This window comes from Bacillus thuringiensis, assembly GCF_001595725.1.
GTDB lineage: Bacteria > Bacillota > Bacilli > Bacillales > Bacillaceae_G > Bacillus_A > Bacillus_A thuringiensis_K.
In genome coordinates this window covers 4,890,756-4,911,472 of sequence record NZ_CP014282.1, presented here as the reverse complement: position 1 = coordinate 4,911,472, position 20,717 = coordinate 4,890,756, and the positions used below count along the sequence as shown (strand labels likewise).

Here is a 20,717-nt window from a genome sequence, read left to right as displayed (position 1 = left end):
GGCCCCGTCGATATATAGGGAAGACATTAGAGTGCTTCTTTACATTTTTGAATTTGAGTTAATAATTTTGCATATTCTTGTTCGAGAGATGTGATGTCATCGTGATGATTTGGAATGGAAATCCGGCCGATGACTTCTGTTAATTTTGTTTGTAATCGTAACAATTCTTGTTCAGTAACATTTACAGAATCTCCGCTGGTTCTTTTTGTGTATTGCTCGTAATTACCGTGGAAGATTCTTGGTTCACTCTCATCTACTTGGAGAATATGGTCTGCAACAGAGCGAATAAAGGCACGGTCATGGCTAATAAAAAGTATAGTGCCAGGATACTCCTGTAACATGGTTTCTAATTCTTCTTGCGTTGCTAAGTCTAAATGGTTTGTCGGTTCATCGAGCAGAAGCATATTATAGTTTCCTAAAAATACTTTTGCGAGTGCAGCCTTCATTCGTTCACCCCCGCTTAGAATGTGCACAGGTTTATGAACATCCTCACGGCGGAATAGAAGCCGCGCAAGTATTGTGCGAACGAATGCTTCCGTATAGTTTGTTTCTTCTAGAACATTTTCTAAAATTGTTTTATCTGTTTTTAAAATAGATAATGTTTGTTCGAAGTATCCAATTTTACAACTTTTCGATAGCTGCATGCCACGCTCGTTTGTGAGAAGCATGTTGAACAAAGTGGTTTTGCCGCTTCCATTTGCCCCTAAAACGGCAAGCTTTGCACCAGGGGCAATAGTTCCATTCATATTTTTAAATAGTGTGCGGTCGCCTATTTTCTTTGTTGCTTTATTGAATTGTACTGCCACCTTACTATGAATGGGTGTATGGTATTGTACGTCAAATTGAGCTTGAGAAAGATCCTTTGGTTTTTCCTTCTTTTCTAGTTTTTCGAGACGTGTCTCTAATGCTTTCGCTGCTTTGCTAACTTGTTCTTGGCCATGAGCCCCACTTAACCTATAAAGTCTAGATTCAGATGAACTGAACCGTGTTGGGATTTTTGTCATGTTAGAAGCACGTTGTTTTCTTTGTAGAATGGATTGTTCTAAACGATTTTTTTCTTGTATATATTGCTCATATTCTGCTTGTTTTTGTATTCGTTCACGTTCTTTTTGTTTTCGATAGTTTGAATAATTCCCTTTGTACTCTTGAATAATACCGTCTTCAATTTCAATAATTTTGGTACATATATTATCTAGAAATTCACGATCATGCGATATTAAAACAAGTGCCCCTTTATAAGATGAAAGTGCCTTTTCTAATTGCTCTGTACCGACCATATCTAAGTGGCTTGTTGGTTCATCAGCGAATAAAATGCCTGCATTTTGTTCGAGAGCATGAGCAATCTTTAGCCGCATTCGTTCACCGCCGCTCATTGCGTCGGTAACGTTTGAAATACTCCATTTTCCTTTTGCGAGAGAAGAAGCGGTTTCCGGTAGTTCTTCGCTAAGCTGAGGAATGATGGCGATAGAACTATGATGAGTTACTATGCCTCTGTCAGCTTCTATTTCTTTACTTAATATTTGTAATAACGTAGATTTACCAGCTCCGTTGACTCCGACAATTCCTATGCGATCCTGTGCTTGAATTTCCAGTGATGGTAATGTAAATAGTGTGCGATCACCAAAGCTCTTTTCAATATTACTTGCGAATAAAATAGTCATAAAAAAACCTCCCTAGTTTCACTAGAGAGGATAAACGTCGCCCTTGTATGTAAAAAATCGTACATAAATAAACGATTTTTTACATGATCGTTTCGAAAGAAAGTATCGACAAATGGACAGACTAATCCCCTGCTAGTTTTCATCATTTTTGTTCATTATTTGTGATGGATGAAATAAATAAGAGAATTAGAACTTCATTGGTCAAAGTACCTTCCTTTCATAATATTACTTTTATTGTATGCGCATACAAAAGGGTTTGTCAAACTTATTTCTGTTCGCTATTTTTGAATTTATTATTATACAATTGTGCTTTTGCCAGCACCTCAGCATCGTTTTTAATTTTATTTAGTCCATTCGCATCCCCAATAACATAACCTTCAAATGAAGAACCAACAAAATCAAAGATATATTGGAATTGAGCAATAAGCGGTAATGCTTTTAGCTTTGGATTGTCCCCGCCAACGATGACAACATACATTTTTTTGCCTTTCATTTTTTCTTTGAAATGAAGAGATGTATCGCGCAAGCTTTGTGACCAGCGATCAACAAAGTTTTTCATATGTCCACTCATTCCGTACCAATATAATGGTGTAGCAAAGATAATTGTGTCGTGCTCTAGCATGCGTTTCGTTAACTGCTCATAGTCATCATTTACAGGTTGGAATCCTTCTGCATCATGACGTTGGTCTGTAATAGGATAGACGGTATGATCACGCAAGTAAATTTGTTCTGTTTCAATGCCCTCTATCATCATATGTGTTAAAGCTTCTGTATTTCCGTTTTGTCTTGAACTGCCATGTATAACAAACATGTAATCATCCCTTTTCTTTTGCTTGTTTTAGGAGTGAAACGTGTTTTTGCAAATTCGTTTGGATGTTGGAAAGTAATGAGATTTGCTTTGTTACTTCATTAAGTTTATCTTCATAAAGCGTAAGAATGCTGCTGCACGGATTGTCGTATAGGTGCGGTTCAATTGAAAGGCAACGCAGCATCCTTGCCGTCTCTTCTAAATTTAAGCCAATTTGTAAGTGCATTTGAATAAGCTCCACTTTTTCGATGGCACTTTCATTAAAATCACGGTAGCCATTTGCGAGGCGCTTAGAAGGGAGTAGTCCCTTTTCTTCGTAATGTCTTATTGATCTTTCGCTAACGCCAGTTTCTTTTGATAATTCTCCAATTCGCAATGTGTTTCACTCCTTTTACATGTATTGTAAACCTTCACACTAATGTGAAGGTCAACTCTGTTTTTTCGCAAAAGAACCTACATGATTTAAGAACACTTGAATGGCTTTAGATGGAATGAAATATTTGCCGCGTACGATGGAGAATGGACGGATGAGTTGTTCATTTGGAACTTCGACGTGGAATAGTTCTTTTGCTAGTAGCTCTTTCCGTACAGTCCAATCAGAAAGTATAGCGATGCCAAGCCCGGCACTAACAGCTTCCTTTACGCTTTGGATACTACTGAATGTAAAGAATCGTTTCATTTTTAAATGGTGTTGATGAATAAAGCGATCACTATAAGCGCGTGTACCAGAACCACTTTCTCTTAATACCCATACTTGATCTTGGAGTGTGCTTTCATTTATTTCATTTGTGCGGAGCAATGGATGATTTGGTGGGACGACGAGCTTCATTTCATCTTGCATAAATGTTTCAACGTCAACGTCAGCGTATACGACTTGCCCTTCCACTAAGCCGATATCAATTTGATTAGAACGAAGGCTCTGCAAAACCTCTTCTGTATTTGAGATGAAAGTATGAACTTCGACGTGTGGGTTTTCATTCGCATAGTTAGCCAATATTTTTGGAAGTAAGTATTCACCAATTGTAAAACTAGCACCAATGCGAAGTGTTCCTGTTACAACGTTATGTAGTTCGTTAATTTCTTGTTTAGCATCTTCGTAAAGAGAGAGCATTTGCTTTGCATGTATATATAATATGTTTCCTGCTTCCGTAACTTGGACGTGTTTCGGGGAGCGTTGAATAAGCGTAGTGCCAAATTCGTTTTCTAAGTTGCGTATATGCATACTTACGCCAGGCTGTGAAAGGTTTAATAATTCTGCTGCACGGGAGAAGTGTTTCTGTTCAACGACAGTAACAAAAATTTTTAAAATGTCTACGTTCATATAATCTGCTCCTTTCTTTTTCTATCATCTTATCATAAGTATTTCTGATGATAGAGATTTGGTATTGATATTAAACTTATTATAGAAACTCTCTTATAATGTAAGTAGAAAGAACATGCATGTTCCAATACGATTATTGGGGTGGTACAAGGTGGAACAAACACTTGTTATACAAAAGAAGAAGGGCTTTGGATTTTCGCAAGGAATTGGGATTACATTATTAATCGCAATTGCCGCGAAGTATTTAGCAGAGCTTCCATTTTTAAATATTATGGGACAATTAGTAATTGCTATTCTAATTGGGATGGTTTGGCGCGCTGCAATTGGAGTTCCTCACGATGCGATTGCAGGAACGAACTTTGCGAGTAAGAAGTTGCTGCGCTTTGGAATCATCTTACTTGGAATGCGATTAAATCTTGTTGATATTGCGAAGGCGGGACCGAAAGTATTGGTCATCGCGGCGGTTGTTATTACATTTACTATTTTTGTTGTATACGGATTAACGAAAGTATTTAAAGTAGAAAAGAAACTTGGAATTTTAACTGCATGCGGTACGGCAATTTGCGGCGCAGCCGCGGTCGTGGCAATTGCACCGCAAGTGAAAGCAAAAGATGACGAAACGGCAGTTGGAGCAGCAATCATCGCAATTTTAGGTACTATATTTACGCTTATTTATACGTTATTATATCCAGTGCTTGGTTTATCTCCGTACGGTTACGGTGTATTCTCAGGTGCGACGCTTCACGAAATCGCTCATGTCATCGCAGCTGCGGCGCCAGGAGGAAGCCCGGCTGTAGACATCGCAGTTATCGTGAAACTAACGCGCGTTGCAATGCTTGTACCAGTAGCGATTTTAATCGGATTATGGTTTGGTAAGAGCGAGGGAAGCAAGGAAAAAAGATCGTGGCGCGACCTTCCAATTCCGTGGTTCATCTTCGGGTTTTTAGCAATGAGTGCAGTGCATTCGCTCGGGATTATTCCAGAAGTAGTTGCGGGATATATTGTTGTCATTGCTTATATGCTAATCGCAATGGCGATGGCAGGGCTCGGTTTAAATGTAGAGTTTAAAACATTCCGTAAATTAGGAAGTAAAGCATTCGTGGCAGGGCTGATTGGCTCGATTTGCTTATCGGTTCTTGGATACGTTCTTGTATATGCGTTAGGATTTATGTAGTAGAGGAGAAAGCTGTTCCTGAAGGTATTTGGGGACAGCTTTTTCTTATGATTATAGTAGCGCTACGGATGTCGATATATTTGAAAAATCGCCGATATAAATGGAGTTGCGCTGATATATTTGGGAAATCGCCGATATAATTTAAGTTGCGCTGATATATTTGGGAAATCGCTGATATAAATTGAATTACTCTTGTACTTCGTTAGAGTAGATGTTCAGTGAAACGTTTTTCTAAAATTTGTAAAGATATCTTTACTTTTGAAGGTGGATTCTATGGGTGTGAAAAATAAAATAAAAGAATTAAGAAAGCAAAATCATATAACACAAGTTGAAATGGCAAAGGCGATGCAGGTGACGCGGCAGACGATCGTGGCGATTGAAAATCATCATTACAACCCGAGTCTAGAGCTATCCTTAAAAATCGCCAAATATTTTGGAGTGAAGGTGGAGGAAATCTTTACGCTGGAGTAAGGAGAAAGAAAATAACTGACAAGCTTGAGAGATTTCAATTAAATTAAACGTTTAAATATATAAGGATTGGTTTTGGTTTATTAATTAGTTTAATTAGTACGGCATCAACGAGCGTGTTGGCAACAAGGAATAATAGATAGAAAAAGGGGAACTGGGATGGGATTACCGGTGTTATGTGTCGCTACAGCTATATTTGCGCTTCTTTGGGGAATGCAAAACTTTTCTCGTAATCCAGTGCCGAGTATGTGTATTATGATTGGTACTGTAGGTTTATCGTATTATTTATTATTATTAGCCCATTATCATAAAACGGCAACGAGTGTTGTTGTTGGAGCACTTATTTTATTTTGTGGGCGCGCTGTACAAAAAGGATTATTTCCGTAAAAGCTGTTTATACGAAGAGTATAAACAGCTTTTTGTATTTTTTTACAAAAGGCTTGAAAGTGACGTAACGTCATCTTTTATAATGAAGGGGAAGAGGTGATGGTAGTGATTTCAATACAACAATTGACGAAAGAAACAGGGGTAACAGTACGTACATTACGTTATTATGATCAAATAGATTTATTAAAGCCGAGCGGGAAAACAGAAGGCGGGCATCGGTTATATAGTGAAAATGACGTTATTCGTTTGCAACAAATTTTATTTTTAAAGGAAATGGGATTTTCATTAAAAGAGTCTGCGAATATGTTAGTAAAAGGTGAGCTTAATTTAAAGGATTTGCTTGAAAAACAACTTCGATTTGTACAGGAAGAACAAAAGAAGTTTAATCGAATGGAGCGTGTTTTACAAGCTGTTGTTTATTCGGTAGATGTAGAGGGAGAACTTGATTGGAAAGTTATGTTTGAACTGATTCAGCTTTCAAAACAGTCTTCTCGTATACGTGAAATATTTCAAAATGAAGTGTTTTCAAAGGAAGAACAAAAATTGCTTCATAATTTGCCAAATATGAGTGAACAAGATCCGAATGTTTTAGAGTGGGTAGATGTATTAAAGCAATTACGCACTTTTATGAAATACGGCAAAGAAGTCGCGAGTGATGAGGTACAAAGGGCAACGAAGAGATTAATGCAGAAGTGTTTAGAAATGGCCAATGGTGATGAAGCATTTTTAGATAAGTTATGGGAAGTTAGAAAATCGAAGGAAGATTCACAGAAAATGAGCATGTATCCAATTGAAGAAGAATTTTTATTATATATGGATGAAGCTTTTCGTATATATGATGAAAAGGAGAAGGGTAAATGAGTATACTCGCAGAATATCGTTGGTATTTTTTAATTGGGGCAGAGATTGTATTTTGGTTATCGGCTATCGGTTTCTTTTTACTCCGTTACGGATTCCGTTTGAAGAAGGCAAGCTTTATTATGGGGATTGTACTACTCGTAAATGAAGTGTTCATTTTATCCTTAGGAGTAGTGGACTATTATCAAACAGGAAAGTTCTCTAACTTTCAGATCATTACTGTAATTATTTTATTGTATGCAGTTTTCTACGGGAAAAAGGATTTGAAGAAGCTTGATATATTTGCGCAAAAGCTAGTTGCGAAATGGCGGAATGAACCAGCGCCAATTATGGAAGAGCACGTAGAATTAACAGGTATGGCTTATGCGAAGCAGGAAATAAAAAATTGGGTATTACATCTTGTTTTATTCGTTGGTGTGCACATATTCTTTTACTTCGCGTATGGATTTATTCCATTTGAAAAATGGGGTAATTGGTTAGAATCGGGAATCGTTTTAAATAAAGCTGCAAGTCGCGTCAGCCAAGTGTGGGCGATTGTATTTTTAATTGATACAGCAATTTCATTTTCATATGTTATTTTTCCGAAGAAGGAGAAAGGAAAAGAAAAGCTACTTTCATAGTTGAAAGTAGCTTTTGGGTATACAAATAATTTTTATAGGAGAGGATAAAAATAGGAAAAAGAACCATTTATATATATCTATTTCTCTTTAGTTTAGTAGCATGTTCACCATCTAACACTACAATTAACAAGAAGAATGATGTCATTGTAAAGGGAACCAGGATTTCCAATCTAGATAAATTCGAGCAGTTCGTTTGGAATGTGGAACAAGGGAAAGTTGATGAAATAAGAATTGTACAGTATACCGAAGAAGATGACCCGGTTTTTCAAACATTAGAGCATAGTGGGAAAGATATACATTATGTGTTAGATAGTAGACAAGACAAATTTGCTGGTGAGGATAAGAGGTTATATAAAGATAGCTGTAAAAGGATTGTTAAAGAGCAGTGTGAATCGCAAACGGCTTATAGGTTAATAGACTGTGTGAATGAAAATGGGCGCAATGGATATGACTTAGTATATGTACCTAAAAAATAGAATTAGTAGAGGAAGGAAGTATTTACTCCTTCCTTTTTCTACGTGTATATTGTCGAAAATTTTACCGAATATCTGTTCGTTTTTTTAGGTTTTTTATAGGTATTCGTGGTAAAATAATAATACAGATTTTTATGAGGAGGTCGGATTTTCTTGGAACGTCAATTTGAAATTGTCTCAGCGTATTCCCCGCAAGGTGATCAGCCGGTAGCTATAGAGAAGCTTGTAGAGGGAATTAATAGTGGAAAGAAAAAGCAAGTGTTGCTTGGAGCGACAGGAACGGGTAAGACATTTACGATTTCAAATGTCATTAAAGAAGTGCAAAAGCCAACACTTGTTATGGCTCATAATAAAACGTTAGCAGGGCAGTTATATAGTGAGTTGAAAGACTTTTTCCCGAATAATGCAGTTGAATATTTTGTTAGTTACTACGATTATTACCAGCCAGAAGCGTATGTACCACAAACAGATACGTTTATTGAAAAGGATGCGCAGATTAATGATGAAATTGATAAATTGCGTCACTCGGCAACGTCTGCATTATTTGAACGGGACGATGTAATTATCGTTGCGAGTGTTTCGTGTATATATGGCTTAGGTTCTCCAGAAGAATACCGCGAGTTAGTTGTTTCGCTTCGAGTTGGTATGGAAAAAGACCGCAATCAATTGCTTCGTGAACTTGTTGATGTACAGTATGGACGTAATGATATTGATTTCAAGCGTGGTACATTCCGTGTGCGCGGAGATGTAGTTGAAATCTTCCCAGCATCACTTGATGAGCATTGTATTCGAATTGAGTTTTTCGGTGATGAAATCGATCGTATTCGTGAAGTAAATGCGTTAACAGGTGAAGTATTAGCAGAACGTGATCATGTAGCAATCTTCCCAGCATCTCACTTCGTTACACGTGAAGAGAAAATGAAGGTCGCTATTGAAAATATCGAAAAAGAATTAGAAGAGCGTTTAAAGGAATTAAATGATAATGGTAAGTTGTTAGAAGCGCAGCGTATAGAACAGCGTACACGTTATGATTTAGAAATGATGCGTGAGATGGGCTTTTGTTCAGGCATTGAAAACTATTCCCGCCATTTAACGCTTCGACCAGCAGGGGCAACACCGTATACGTTATTAGATTATTTCCCTGAAGATTTCTTAATTGTCATGGATGAGTCGCACGTATCAGTACCGCAAGTAAGAGCGATGTATAACGGTGACCAAGCACGTAAGCAAGTGCTTGTGGATCATGGATTCCGTCTGCCATCGGCTTTAGATAATAGACCGCTTATGTTTGATGAGTTTGAAGAGAAAACAAATCAAGTTATTTATGTTTCAGCAACGCCAGGACCGTACGAGTTAGAGCAGTCGCCAGAAGTAATAGAGCAAATTATTCGTCCAACAGGGCTTTTAGATCCACCAATTGATATACGACCAATTGAAGGTCAAATTGATGATTTATTAGGAGAAATTCAAGATCGTATTGCAAAAAATGAGCGTGTATTAATTACGACTTTAACGAAGAAGATGTCAGAGGATTTAACGGATTACTTAAAAGATGTAGGAATTAAAGTGAACTATCTTCACTCTGAAATTAAAACGTTAGAACGTATTGAAATTATTCGTGATCTTCGCCTTGGTAAGTTTGATGTACTTGTCGGTATTAACTTATTACGAGAAGGATTAGATATTCCAGAAGTATCACTTGTCGCTATTTTAGATGCTGATAAGGAAGGGTTCTTACGTTCAGAGCGTTCATTAATTCAAACAATCGGTCGTGCCGCACGTAATGAAAACGGCCGCGTTATTATGTATGCAGATCGTATAACGAAATCTATGGGAATTGCGATTGAAGAAACGAAGCGTCGTCGTAGTATACAAGAAGCTTACAATGAAGAGCATGGTATTACGCCGAAAACGATTCAAAAAGGCGTTCGTGATGTTATCCGTGCAACGACAGCTGCTGAAGAAACGGAAACGTATGAAGCAACGCCAGCTAAGAAGATGACGAAAAAAGAGCGCGAAAAGACAATTGCGAAGATGGAAGCAGAGATGAAAGAAGCAGCAAAAGCGTTAGACTTCGAGCGTGCAGCTGAACTAAGAGATTTACTATTAGAATTAAAAGCGGAAGGGTGAAAAAAGTGAGTAAGAGCAAGGATTTTATCGTTGTAAAAGGTGCTAGAGCACATAACTTAAAAAATATTGATGTAACCATTCCGAGAAATCAGCTTGTCGTTGTAACGGGATTGTCTGGTTCGGGGAAATCATCATTAGCATTTGATACGATTTATGCAGAAGGGCAGCGCAGATACGTAGAGTCATTATCTGCGTATGCGCGCCAGTTTTTAGGACAAATGGATAAGCCGGATGTGGACACGATTGAAGGATTGTCACCAGCGATTTCAATCGATCAAAAAACAACGAGTCGTAATCCACGTTCAACTGTCGGAACGGTAACGGAGATTTATGATTATTTACGTTTATTATTTGCGCGAATTGGTACGCCGATTTGTCCAAATCATGGGATTGAAATTACATCACAAACAGTAGAGCAGATGGTAGACCGTGTTCTTGAATATCCTGAACGTACGAAATTACAAGTGTTAGCTCCTATCGTGTCTGGGCGTAAAGGTGCACATGTGAAAGTACTTGAAGATATTAAGAAGCAAGGATATGTTCGTGTACGTGTTGATGGTGAAATGCTTGATGTATCTGAAGAGATTATGTTAGATAAAAATAAAAAGCATTCCATTGAAGTTGTAATTGACCGTATTGTTGTAAAAGAAGGAATCGCAAGCCGTCTTGCTGATTCACTTGAAAGTGCATTAAAGCTTGGCGGAGGCCGAGTGTTAATTGATGTAATGGGAGAAGAGGAACTTCTATTTAGTGAACATCATGCTTGTCCGCATTGTGGTTTTTCAATCGGAGAATTAGAGCCGCGTATGTTCTCATTCAACAGTCCGTTCGGAGCATGTCCTTCTTGTGATGGACTTGGTTCAAAGCTAGAGGTCGATTTAGAGCTTGTTATCCCGAACTGGGATTTATCATTAAATGAACATGCGATTGCGCCTTGGGAACCGACAAGTTCACAATACTATCCACAACTTTTACAATCTGTATGTAATCACTACGGCGTTGATATGGATGTGCCTGTGAAAGATATACCGAAAGATTTATTTGATAAAGTGTTGTACGGAAGCGGTGAAGAGAAAGTTTATTTCCGCTATGTAAATGAATTTGGTCAAGTAAAGGAAAATGAGATTTTATTTGAAGGTGTTATTCCAAATATTGAACGTCGTTATCGCGAAACGAGTTCTGATTACATTCGTGAGCAAATGGAAAAGTATATGGCAGAACAAGCTTGTCCGAAGTGTAAAGGTGGACGTTTAAAACCTGAGAGTTTAGCTGTTTTCGTTGGTGGGAAAACGATTGCTGATGTAACGAAATATTCTGTTCAAGAAGTACAGGAATTCTTCTCAAATGTGGAGTTAACGGAGAAACAACAAAAAATTGCTCATTTAATTTTAAGAGAAATTCAGGAGCGCGTTGGGTTCTTAGTAAACGTCGGTTTAGATTATTTAACGTTAAGTCGTGCCGCCGGAACATTATCAGGTGGTGAGGCGCAGCGTATTCGTTTAGCGACGCAAATTGGTTCTCGTCTTACTGGCGTGCTTTACATTCTTGATGAGCCTTCCATCGGTTTACACCAGCGTGATAACGATCGTCTTATTCGTACATTGCAAGAAATGCGTGATTTAGGTAATACGTTAATTGTTGTTGAGCATGATGAAGATACGATGATGGCAGCTGATTATTTACTTGATATCGGGCCTGGCGCAGGTATTCACGGTGGACAAGTCGTATCAGCAGGTACACCAGCTGAAGTGATGCAAGATGAGAATTCATTAACAGGGAAGTATTTAAGCGGTAAAGAGTTTATTCCGGTTCCACTTGAAAGACGTAAAGGTGACGGACGTAAAGTGGAGATTGTCGGCGCAAAAGAGAATAACTTAAAGAATGCGAAGATGTCATTTCCACTCGGTACGTTTGTAGCGGTAACAGGGGTATCTGGTTCTGGTAAAAGTACGATGATTAATGAAGTACTATATAAATCGTTAGCGCAAAAGCTATATAAAGCGAAAGCGAAGCCAGGTACTCATAAAGAGATTAGAGGTCTTGAACATTTAGATAAAGTAATTGATATTGATCAATCGCCAATTGGTCGTACACCACGTTCTAATCCAGCGACGTACACAGGTGTATTCGATGATATTCGTGATGTGTTTGCACAAACGAATGAAGCGAAAGTGCGCGGATATCAAAAAGGACGTTTCAGTTTTAACGTAAAAGGTGGCCGTTGTGAAGCGTGCCGTGGTGATGGAATTATTAAAATTGAAATGCACTTCTTACCAGACGTATACGTTCCGTGTGAAGTTTGTCACGGTAAACGATATAATCGTGAAACGTTAGAAGTGAAATATAAAGATAAGAATATTTCTGAAGTGTTAGGGATGACAATTGAAGATGGAGTAGAATTCTTCGCCAATATTCCTAAAATTAAGCGTAAACTTCAAACGCTTGTAGATGTTGGGCTTGGTTATATGAAATTAGGTCAACCAGCAACAACATTATCTGGTGGGGAAGCACAGCGTGTGAAATTAGCTTCTGAATTACACCGTCGTTCTACAGGTCGTACGTTATACATTTTAGATGAGCCAACGACTGGTTTGCATGCGCATGATATTGCACGTCTTTTAGAAGTGCTGCAACGTCTTGTTGAGAGCGGTGAAACTGTACTTGTAATTGAACATAATCTAGATGTAATTAAAACAGCTGATTATATCGTTGATCTTGGACCAGAGGGCGGAGATAAAGGTGGACAAATCGTTGCTTCTGGAACGCCAGAGCAAGTAGTGAAAGAAGAGCGCTCGTACACAGGTAAGTATTTAAAAGAGATCTTAAATCGTGATAAAGCAAGAATGAAAGAGAAAATAAAAGAAGTAGAGTTATCGCAATAAGTTTATTGATGAAAACCGAGTGGAAATGACGCTCGGTTTTTTATTGTATAGGGGGAGAAGATGGAGTTTTTAGAGATGTTAAGGAAGAAAAATATGAAGGTAAGAGAATTTCAAAGTTGGGGTATATATTTTCGCAAGCGCTGGGAGGATCACTTTGCAAATCATTTAAGTGATGAAGAAAAAGAAGATATTTTTCTTTATGGAGATAGGTATGCATGTGGTTATCTATGGCACATATTTAGTTATGAGAAAAAGAAGTGTTTAGAAGGAACAGAAGCAGAGAGAGCGTTTCATAATGAAGCGAAAAAGGAGTGCTATGTTTTCTACCAACACTGTGATGAAGTACTGTTAATAAAGGATGCGAGTTTGTTACATATGGATGATATATTGTGTGAGACAGACGATGCGTATAAAGGCGATATCTATATTGTAGATAAAGATTTCACTTGGACCTTTGTAAAAACTCATGAAAATAGGTGGTGTGGTCCTTATTTTGCGAGGAAGTGTTAGTAGGTATACAAGCATGAAGAGTAGAATAAGTTGATATAAGTATTTGTATGATACTTGCGTTTATTATCTATTAGCGTATGATGAAATATATATGGTTAAAAGGATGTGTAACGAAATGAGATGGATTGTATCACTTCTTGTAAATAGCGTTGTGTTAATCGCTGTATCGGGACTTTTAAAAGGGATTGCACCAGATGCATTTTACGTAGCAAATATACAAACTGCAATTATTGCGAGTATTATTTTGGCTGTTTTAAATGTGTTCGTAAAACCGTTTTTAATTTTAATTACGTTACCAATTACGGTTGTAACTTTCGGGTTCTTCTTAATTGTTATTAATGCGATTACGTTAAAAATAGCAGATTCATTATTAGGAGATGCTTTTAATATATCAGGATTTGGTGTAGCGATTGTTGCGGCAATTTGTATTTCAATTTTTAATATGATAATTGAAAAGGCAATTGTTGAACCTCTATATGAAAAAAAGAGAAAGTGACAAAAAGAAAAACATTTCATTATTCGTATGAAATGTTTTTTTCTATTTATTAGAAACCGTATTTCTTGTTTCCAGAAAAAAATGGTACAATATCCGATAGAATGGAATTTCACATCAAACGAGACTGAACCCGCAGCGGAGTGGAGGTTTATACATATGCCGAAAGTAAGGACAAAAGATTTAATTGAACAATTTCAATTGGAGTTAATCAGTGGTGAAGAAGGCATTCATCGTCCGATTGATACAAGTGATTTATCACGACCTGGAATTGAAATGGCAGGATTTTTTACATACTATCCAGCAGATCGTGTGCAGCTTCTTGGTAAAACGGAGCTTACGTTCTTTGATACGTTAACAACAGAGCAAAAACAAGAGAGAATGAAAGCGCTTTGTACTGAGGAGACGCCATGTATTATTATAACTCGTAATCAAGATGTACCAGATGAGTTATTACAAGCATCACGTGAATCAGGCATGCCTTTATTACGTTCTTCTCAAACGACGACGAGATTATCAAGTCGTTTAACCAATTATTTAGAAGGTAAGTTAGCACCAACAACTGCTGTTCATGGTGTATTAGTAGATATTTACGGTGTTGGTGTTTTAATTACAGGTCAAAGTGGTGTTGGTAAAAGTGAGACAGCTCTTGAGCTTGTAAAGCGTGGCCACCGCCTTGTTGCTGATGATAGTGTAGAAATTCGCCAAGAAGATGAAGACACATTAGTAGGAAGCTCACCAGATTTAATCGAGCATTTATTAGAAATTCGTGGTCTAGGTATTATTAACGTTATGACGTTATTCGGTGCAGGGGCAGTACGAAATTATAAGCGTATTACACTTGTTATTAATCTTGAAATTTGGGATCAAAAGAAAAATTATGATCGCTTAGGTCTTGATGAAGAGAAGATGAAAATTATTGATACAGAACTTACGAAGATTACACTTCCAGTTCGTCCTGGTCGAAACTTGGCTGTTATTATTGAAGTAGCAGCGATGAACTTCCGTTTAAAACGTATGGGAGTCAATGCAGCACAACAGTTCTCAGAACGATTAATGAGTGCGATTGAGTTAGGAAATCAGGAGTAAACTCTGGAGAGGGAGGTCATATACATATGCTGTTAGCTTCTGTACCACAGCTTGACCGTGTAGCTATCCAACTTGGGCCGTTTCCTGTGTATTGGTACGGGATTATTATTGGTACAGGTGTGCTATTAGGTCTTTGGCTGGCAACTCGCGAGGGAGAAAGGCTAGGTATTCCAAAAGATACATTTGTTGACCTTGTATTAATTGCGGTACCGATCGCTATTCTTTTTGCGAGAATGTACTATGTTATTTTTGAATGGGAATACTACGCACAAAATCCGAGTCAAATTATTAATATTCGTCAAGGTGGTTTGGCGATTCATGGTGGTTTAATCGGGGCTGTTATTACCGGAATTCTTTTTGCGAAGCGACGTGGAGTTTCCTTCTGGAAGTTGGCTGATATTGCTGCTCCAAGTATTTTACTAGGACAAGCAATTGGCCGATGGGGAAACTTTATGAACCAAGAGGCGCATGGTGATGAAGTAACGAGACAGTTTTTAGAAGGTCTTCATTTACCAGATTTCATTATTAATCAAATGTATATTGAGGGTGTGTACTATCATCCGACGTTTTTATATGAATCATTATGGAATTTTGTAGGTGTAATTTTACTACTTGCATTAAGAAAAGTGAATTTACGTCGCGGGGAATTATTCTTCACATATTTAATTTGGTATTCAGTAGGACGCTTCTTCGTAGAAGGCTTACGTACAGATAGTTTAATGCTAGGACCACTTCGTATTGCACAAGTAATGTCAATTGGACTTGTTGTTATTTCTATTATTTTCATTATTGTGAGACGAAAAATGGGGCAAGCTGATAAAAGATATTTAGAAAATTAGAGAAAAGTAGCATCTTATTATAAGATGCTGCTTCTTTCATATTCAGGAAAGAGAAAGGACTCAGGCAATGAAAATAAATACAGTGTTATTTGATTTAGATGGAACGTTAATTAATACAAATGAACTTATTATTTCTTCTTTTTTACATACTTTACATACATATTATCCAAATCAATATAAGCGTGAAGATGTATTGCCATTTATCGGTCCGTCTTTGCATGATACTTTCAGTAAGATTGATGAAAGTAAGGTTGAAGAGTTAATTACAAGCTATCGTCAATTTAACCATGATCATCATGATGAATTAGTAGAAGAATATGAAACTGTATATGAAACAGTTCAAGAGTTGAAGAAGCAAGGTTATAAAGTTGGTATTGTTACAACGAAAGCGAGACAAACCGTTGAGATGGGATTACAGTTGTCAAAGCTTGATGAATTTTTTGATGTTGTCGTGACAATTGATGATGTAGAGCATGTGAAACCACATCCGGAGCCACTTCAAAAAGCGCTTGAATTATTAGATGCAAAACCAGAAGAGGCATTGATGGTTGGGGATAATCATCATGATATTGTCGGTGGTCAAAATGCGGGGACGAAAACAGCTGCGGTTTCATGGACGTTGAAAGGTAGAGCGTATTTAGAGGCTTACAAGCCGGACTTTATGCTAGATAAAATGAGTGATTTGCTACCGATTCTGTCTAATATGAACCGTTCATAAAGGTCCAAGTAAGTTAGTAGAGGAGCGAGCTAAGTGCGACGGACAACGCGCTATCCTGTTTCAGGAGAAAATTCGTTATGGAATGTGTATAAAACAGTGTCTTTTTGGAAGGTAATGAAAAACTTTATTATTATCCAAATTGCGCGTTACACGCCATTTTTATCTGTGAAGAATTGGTTGTACCGTACTTTTTTACGGATGAAAGTAGGAAAGAAAACATCATTTGCACTTATGGTTATGCCGGACATTATGTTCCCAGAAAAGATAACTGTGGGAGAGAATTCGATTATTGGCTATAACACAACGCTTTTAGCACATGAATATTTAATTCGTGAATATCGACTTGGCGAAATCGTCATTGGAAATGAAGTAATGATTGGAGCGAATGTAACAATATTACCAGGTGTGAAAATTGGAGACGGTGCGACTGTCTCAGCTGGCACACTTGTTCATAGAGATGTACCGAGCGGTGCTTTCGTAGGTGGAAATCCAATGCGTATTATTTATACGAAAGAGCAAATGACCGCAAGAGAAGGTTCATGGTGAAAATGTAACATTTCTCCTCTTTTTTTATGAATAAAAAGGAAATAATTGAGTATAATATACTGTTTTGTTTTTTACGGAATCGTTTATACTTATAGATAGAAGAATGTGTGAACGAAGAAAACAAAAAACTGGAGGATATATGGGGAAAAATCAAAGGATATATAAGGAGAACGGACAAGTTATCTCTTTTAATCAATTAGCGGACTTCTTTTATAAAAAAGGGATGAGAGCTTACAAAGGACAAAAATTGCAAGATGCAATTAAATATTTTCGAAGAGCGGCACAAAGTGAGAAGGAGCCGTTTATTCTATGTCAATTAGCAACAGTATTATCTGAGGCTGGTGAATATCAAGAATCGAATCAAATCTTCTTAAAGTTAGTTAGATCTAATCCAGAACTTGAACAGTGCTATTATTTTATTGCAAATAATTATGCATATATGGGGTTATTTCAACAGGCGAAGAAATATGCAGATCGTTATTTAGAAGTTGCAAAAGAGAAGGAATTCGTAGAAGATACATTAGAACTTCTTGAGATTATGGAAGAAGAAGCAATGGGTGCGGAAGAGATTGAAGATGAAGATGATTTAATTGTTATGCAGGAAGAAGCGAATCGTTATATTCGTAATGGACAATTGGAAGAAGCAATTGCTACATTAGAAATTGTTACTAAGGATTATCCGGAGTTTTGGTCAGGGCATAATAATTTAGCCATTGCACATTTTCAATCTGGTAATGTAGACAAAGCACTGAAGTTAACAGAAATGATTTTAGAGAAAAATCCTGGTAATATACATGCGCTTTGTAATACGCTTATTTTTCTATATTCAATTGGAGAGCATAAACAAGTAGAAGCGTTAGCGGGACAGCTAGTTTCAGTATATCCAATTTCATTTGAACATCGTTTGAAACTGGGAACTACACTTGCAACAATTGGTTATTTCGAGCATGCATATAAATGGTTCAAACTATTAAAGCGTCAAGGATACGAGGGAGACGTTAGTTTTTATTATTGGTTTGCATATTCTGCGTATATGGTGAAAGATCAACAACTAGCTGAAAAAATGTGGCAACATGTCGTGGAATTGCATCCTGATAAAAAGGGAAAAGAACCGTGGAATGCGCTGAATTTAGCAGATGAAGGACAAAACGTGTTATTTGAAGAATTACGAAAATCATTTCAGCAAAGTGCGACGCTAGAAGAACAAATGCTAGCTTTATATTTAATGAATGAATTGTCAACGCCGGAGAAGGTTGGATTCTTTTTTGATATAACGCAAGCGAAGAACGGTGTTCCCATCGTGTCGCAACTTGCAAAGTACTTCTTTTTACTTAATAGTCATAAGAGTATTCCAGCTGATTTACAACAATTTGAGCAGTGCGTACGAATCGCGGATGCATTATACAATTATACGAAAAAAGATGATGAATTAATTGAAGAGTGTTTACACTTTTGGTTTTGTACGTTCATACGTTTATATACATCTGGAGACATATTTACAAATGTGTACGGCTGGTCAGCTGCGGTTGAATACATTGTACGCGGCGAACAAGGAAATAAAATGACACAGTCGGAGCTTGGAGATGTATATAATGTATCTGTAGCGACTGTCCGAAAGTATGTGCAAGCTGTTAAGCGTACGCACACATAAGATAAGCAAATCATTGGGAAAAAAATGATGCTAACAGTATAATGAGGGTAACTTAATTGTGTAGGAATGGATAGGAGTGAATAGTGTGTCAGAAGAAAAAATTTATGATGTCGTTATTATTGGTGCAGGACCAGCTGGTATGACAGCTGCAGTATATACATCTCGTGCAAATTTAAGCACATTAATGCTTGAGCGTGGTATTCCAGGTGGCCAAATGGCAAACACGGAAGATGTAGAAAACTACCCAGGTTATGAGTCTATTTTAGGACCAGACTTATCAAATAAAATGTTCGAGCATGCAAAGAAATTTGGTGCCGAATATGCATACGGTGATGTAAAAGAAGTCATCGATGGTAAGGAATACAAAACAATTATTGCTGGTAAAAAAGAATATAAAGCACGTGCAATTATCGTTGCAAGCGGTGCAGAGTATAAAAAAATTGGTGTACCGGGTGAAACAGAACTTGGCGGCCGCGGTGTATCATATTGTGCAGTATGTGACGGGGCATTCTTTAAAGGAAAAGAACTTATCGTAATTGGCGGCGGAGATTCTGCTGTTGAAGAGGGTGTGTTCTTAACACGCTTCGCATCAAAAGTAACGATCGTTCACCGTCGTGACACGCTTCGTGCACAGAAAATTTTACAAGACCGTGCTTTCCAAAACGAAAAAGTAGATTTCATTTGGAACCACACGATAAAAGAAATCAACGAAGCAAGTGGTAAAGTAGGAAGTGTAACACTTGTGGACGTAAATAGTGGAGAAGAGAAAGAAGTCAAAACTGACGGCGTATTCGTATACATCGGTATGTTACCTTTATCAAAACCATTTGTTGAACTAGGTATTACAAATGAAAATGGTTACCTTGAAACGAACGAGCGTATGGAAACGAAAATCCCTGGTATTTTCGCAGCTGGTGATGTTCGTGAGAAAATGCTTCGTCAAATTGTAACTGCAACAGGTGACGGTAGTATTGCAGCGCAAAGTGCACAACATTACGTAGAAGAATTATTAGAGGAATTAAAAACTGTATCAGAAAAATAAGGGATAATATACCTTGTGAGAAGAAAGCTACCGACAGGAGCTTTCTTCTTTTTTTGTGTGAAAATGTCAAAGTTTTGTCAAAAAATATAAGGATTATAAGCTTTCTTATTGATATACTGGACTTTACGGAAAAAATCACTATAAGAAATGAGGAATTTATTCAGTATGGAATGGCGTAATATATATCGTGGATTTTGTATGGGCGTTAGTGATTTAATTCCTGGTGTGAGCGGCGGTACAATCGCTGTTGTGTTAGGGATTTATGAACAATTGCTTGCGGCAATTAGTGGATTCTTTAGTCGTGAATGGAAAAAACATTTAGGATTTTTAATTCCCCTTGCAGCTGGCGTGGCAGCGGCATTTTTAACGTTAAGTCACGTTATTAAATATTTACTTGCAAATCATTATGAACCGACTCAATTTTTCTTCCTCGGTTTAATTATTAGTATATTACCGATGCTAATGAGGGAAGCTGATGCGAAGTCGTCGTTTAAAGGTAAGCACATCGTTTTATTAATAGTTGCAGCAATTCTTGTTGCGATTACAGCTTTCTTTAAACCAGATAAGGCAGCAGATCCAATTACGACTTTAACAATTTTAAATGCAATTGGTTTATTTTTCGCAGGATGGATGGCTAGTATGGCCATGCTGCTTCCTGGAATTAGTGGATCGTTTATTTTATTAATTATTGGTGTGTATCCGACAGCAATTAACGCTTTAACTACACTTAACTTACCTTTAATCGTGGTTATCGGTGCTGGTGTTATGGTTGGATTTGTTGTAAGTAGTAAAGGCATTAGTTTTTTATTAGATCGTTATAAAAGTATGACATTTGCGGCAATTATTGGACTTGTAATCGGTTCAATTGTAATTGTATTCCCTGGGATTCCGACTGGCGGATTTTCAATTATAAGTTCAATTATTACCTTTATTTTAGGCTTTGCGATTGTTACTTATTTCGGTAAGAAATAAGGGCTTTAATCCCCTTGACGATAAAAATCGTTAAGGGGATTTTTCATGCTATTCATTAAAAATCTAAGCATTTAC

21 protein-coding genes are annotated in these 20,717 nt (G+C 37.4%); 17 read left to right on the top strand and 4 right to left on the bottom strand.

The window, feature by feature from the left end:
* Positions 1 to 26 precede the first annotated feature (26 nt).
* The 4 genes from abc-f to AXW78_RS24805 form a co-directional block, all read right to left on the bottom strand.
* Positions 27 to 1,661: a ribosomal protection-like ABC-F family protein gene (gene abc-f, locus AXW78_RS24820; protein ID WP_061884750.1), complete on the bottom strand. Its 1,635-nt coding sequence runs from the start codon at positions 1,659 to 1,661 to the stop codon at positions 27 to 29.
* Between the two features lie 265 nt (positions 1,662 to 1,926).
* A complete protein-coding gene (locus AXW78_RS24815) occupies positions 1,927 to 2,472 on the bottom strand; it encodes a flavodoxin family protein (RefSeq protein ID WP_061884749.1) in 546 nt (181 codons plus the stop codon).
* A 4-nt stretch (positions 2,473 to 2,476) separates the two neighbouring features.
* Positions 2,477 to 2,845: a MerR family transcriptional regulator gene (locus AXW78_RS24810; protein WP_061884748.1), complete on the bottom strand. Its 369-nt coding sequence runs from the start codon at positions 2,843 to 2,845 to the stop codon at positions 2,477 to 2,479.
* 51 nt (positions 2,846 to 2,896) lie between these two features.
* The gene (locus AXW78_RS24805; RefSeq protein ID WP_061884747.1) at positions 2,897 to 3,790 is read right to left on the bottom strand and encodes a LysR family transcriptional regulator; all 894 of its coding nucleotides are present in this window, start codon (positions 3,788 to 3,790) and stop codon (positions 2,897 to 2,899) included.
* Positions 3,791 to 3,941: 151 nt separating this feature from the next.
* Between AXW78_RS24805 and AXW78_RS24800 the strand changes: the two genes are divergently transcribed.
* From AXW78_RS24800 to AXW78_RS24720, 17 genes are all read left to right on the top strand, one after another.
* Positions 3,942 to 4,964, top strand: a complete 1,023-nt coding sequence (locus AXW78_RS24800; RefSeq protein ID WP_061884746.1) for a YeiH family protein — start codon at positions 3,942 to 3,944, stop codon at positions 4,962 to 4,964.
* A gap of 273 nt (positions 4,965 to 5,237) precedes the next feature.
* Entirely contained in the window at positions 5,238 to 5,435 is a 198-nt protein-coding gene (locus AXW78_RS24795) for a helix-turn-helix transcriptional regulator (RefSeq protein WP_000538364.1), read from the top strand.
* Between the two features lie 156 nt (positions 5,436 to 5,591).
* Positions 5,592 to 5,819 carry a hypothetical protein gene (locus AXW78_RS24790; RefSeq protein ID WP_000524136.1) on the top strand — a complete coding sequence of 76 codons (228 nt, stop codon included), beginning with the start codon at positions 5,592 to 5,594 and terminating at the stop codon, positions 5,817 to 5,819.
* Positions 5,820 to 5,918: 99 nt separating this feature from the next.
* Positions 5,919 to 6,680: a MerR family transcriptional regulator gene (locus tag AXW78_RS24785; RefSeq protein ID WP_000260359.1), complete on the top strand. Its 762-nt coding sequence runs from the start codon at positions 5,919 to 5,921 to the stop codon at positions 6,678 to 6,680.
* Positions 6,677 to 7,297 (top strand): hypothetical protein, encoded by a 621-nt coding sequence (locus tag AXW78_RS24780; protein ID WP_000025199.1) that lies wholly within the window; start codon positions 6,677 to 6,679, stop codon positions 7,295 to 7,297. Before AXW78_RS24785 ends, AXW78_RS24780 begins: the two co-directional genes overlap by 4 nt.
* 44 nt (positions 7,298 to 7,341) lie before the next feature.
* Positions 7,342 to 7,773 (top strand): DUF4362 domain-containing protein, encoded by a 432-nt coding sequence (locus AXW78_RS33010; RefSeq protein ID WP_033690032.1) that lies wholly within the window; start codon positions 7,342 to 7,344, stop codon positions 7,771 to 7,773.
* 150 nt (positions 7,774 to 7,923) lie between these two features.
* The gene (gene uvrB, locus AXW78_RS24770) at positions 7,924 to 9,900 is read left to right on the top strand and encodes an excinuclease ABC subunit B (protein ID WP_061884745.1); all 1,977 of its coding nucleotides are present in this window, start codon (positions 7,924 to 7,926) and stop codon (positions 9,898 to 9,900) included.
* A gap of 5 nt (positions 9,901 to 9,905) precedes the next feature.
* Positions 9,906 to 12,782, top strand: a complete 2,877-nt coding sequence (gene uvrA / locus AXW78_RS24765) for an excinuclease ABC subunit UvrA (RefSeq protein ID WP_000045585.1) — start codon at positions 9,906 to 9,908, stop codon at positions 12,780 to 12,782.
* A gap of 60 nt (positions 12,783 to 12,842) precedes the next feature.
* The gene (locus AXW78_RS24760) at positions 12,843 to 13,292 is read left to right on the top strand and encodes a DUF4275 family protein (RefSeq protein ID WP_000394732.1); all 450 of its coding nucleotides are present in this window, start codon (positions 12,843 to 12,845) and stop codon (positions 13,290 to 13,292) included.
* Between the two features lie 115 nt (positions 13,293 to 13,407).
* The gene (locus AXW78_RS24755; protein WP_001267308.1) at positions 13,408 to 13,788 is read left to right on the top strand and encodes a phage holin family protein; all 381 of its coding nucleotides are present in this window, start codon (positions 13,408 to 13,410) and stop codon (positions 13,786 to 13,788) included.
* A gap of 156 nt (positions 13,789 to 13,944) precedes the next feature.
* Positions 13,945 to 14,874: an HPr(Ser) kinase/phosphatase gene (hprK, locus tag AXW78_RS24750; RefSeq protein WP_001127251.1), complete on the top strand. Its 930-nt coding sequence runs from the start codon at positions 13,945 to 13,947 to the stop codon at positions 14,872 to 14,874.
* A 26-nt stretch (positions 14,875 to 14,900) separates the two neighbouring features.
* Positions 14,901 to 15,713 carry a prolipoprotein diacylglyceryl transferase gene (gene lgt / locus AXW78_RS24745; protein WP_046946629.1) on the top strand — a complete coding sequence of 271 codons (813 nt, stop codon included), beginning with the start codon at positions 14,901 to 14,903 and terminating at the stop codon, positions 15,711 to 15,713.
* A 67-nt stretch (positions 15,714 to 15,780) separates the two neighbouring features.
* Positions 15,781 to 16,431 carry a pyrophosphatase PpaX gene (gene ppaX / locus AXW78_RS24740; RefSeq protein ID WP_000700960.1) on the top strand — a complete coding sequence of 217 codons (651 nt, stop codon included), beginning with the start codon at positions 15,781 to 15,783 and terminating at the stop codon, positions 16,429 to 16,431.
* A gap of 33 nt (positions 16,432 to 16,464) precedes the next feature.
* On the top strand, positions 16,465 to 16,977 hold the full coding sequence (locus AXW78_RS24735; RefSeq protein ID WP_001255070.1) for an acyltransferase: 513 nt from the start codon (positions 16,465 to 16,467) through the stop codon (positions 16,975 to 16,977).
* Between the two features lie 139 nt (positions 16,978 to 17,116).
* The gene (locus tag AXW78_RS24730; protein WP_046946630.1) at positions 17,117 to 18,628 is read left to right on the top strand and encodes a tetratricopeptide repeat protein; all 1,512 of its coding nucleotides are present in this window, start codon (positions 17,117 to 17,119) and stop codon (positions 18,626 to 18,628) included.
* Between the two features lie 85 nt (positions 18,629 to 18,713).
* Positions 18,714 to 19,670, top strand: a complete 957-nt coding sequence (gene trxB, locus AXW78_RS24725) for a thioredoxin-disulfide reductase (RefSeq protein ID WP_001288078.1) — start codon at positions 18,714 to 18,716, stop codon at positions 19,668 to 19,670.
* A 165-nt stretch (positions 19,671 to 19,835) separates the two neighbouring features.
* Positions 19,836 to 20,642: a DUF368 domain-containing protein gene (locus AXW78_RS24720; RefSeq protein WP_000455196.1), complete on the top strand. Its 807-nt coding sequence runs from the start codon at positions 19,836 to 19,838 to the stop codon at positions 20,640 to 20,642.
* The last annotated feature ends 75 nt before the right edge of the window (positions 20,643 to 20,717 follow it).

Bases quoted from the DNA above. Each gene is read 5' to 3' on its own strand.
- abc-f (WP_061884750.1), bottom strand. From the start codon at position 1,661: ATGACTATTTTATTCGCAAGTAATATTGAAAAGAGCTTTGGTGATCGC.
- AXW78_RS24815 (WP_061884749.1), bottom strand. From the start codon at position 2,472: ATGTTTGTTATACATGGCAGTTCAAGACAAAACGGAAATACAGAAGCT.
- AXW78_RS24805 (WP_061884747.1), bottom strand. From the start codon at position 3,790: ATGAACGTAGACATTTTAAAAATTTTTGTTACTGTCGTTGAACAGAAA.
- AXW78_RS24795 (WP_000538364.1), top strand. From the start codon at position 5,238: ATGGGTGTGAAAAATAAAATAAAAGAATTAAGAAAGCAAAATCATATA.
- AXW78_RS24790 (WP_000524136.1), top strand. From the start codon at position 5,592: ATGGGATTACCGGTGTTATGTGTCGCTACAGCTATATTTGCGCTTCTT.
- AXW78_RS24785 (WP_000260359.1), top strand. From the start codon at position 5,919: ATGGTAGTGATTTCAATACAACAATTGACGAAAGAAACAGGGGTAACA.
- AXW78_RS24780 (WP_000025199.1), top strand. From the start codon at position 6,677: ATGAGTATACTCGCAGAATATCGTTGGTATTTTTTAATTGGGGCAGAG.
- AXW78_RS24760 (WP_000394732.1), top strand. From the start codon at position 12,843: ATGGAGTTTTTAGAGATGTTAAGGAAGAAAAATATGAAGGTAAGAGAA.
- AXW78_RS24755 (WP_001267308.1), top strand. From the start codon at position 13,408: ATGAGATGGATTGTATCACTTCTTGTAAATAGCGTTGTGTTAATCGCT.
- hprK (WP_001127251.1), top strand. From the start codon at position 13,945: ATGCCGAAAGTAAGGACAAAAGATTTAATTGAACAATTTCAATTGGAG.
- lgt (WP_046946629.1), top strand. From the start codon at position 14,901: ATGCTGTTAGCTTCTGTACCACAGCTTGACCGTGTAGCTATCCAACTT.
- ppaX (WP_000700960.1), top strand. From the start codon at position 15,781: ATGAAAATAAATACAGTGTTATTTGATTTAGATGGAACGTTAATTAAT.
- AXW78_RS24730 (WP_046946630.1), top strand. From the start codon at position 17,117: ATGGGGAAAAATCAAAGGATATATAAGGAGAACGGACAAGTTATCTCT.
- AXW78_RS24720 (WP_000455196.1), top strand. From the start codon at position 19,836: ATGGAATGGCGTAATATATATCGTGGATTTTGTATGGGCGTTAGTGAT.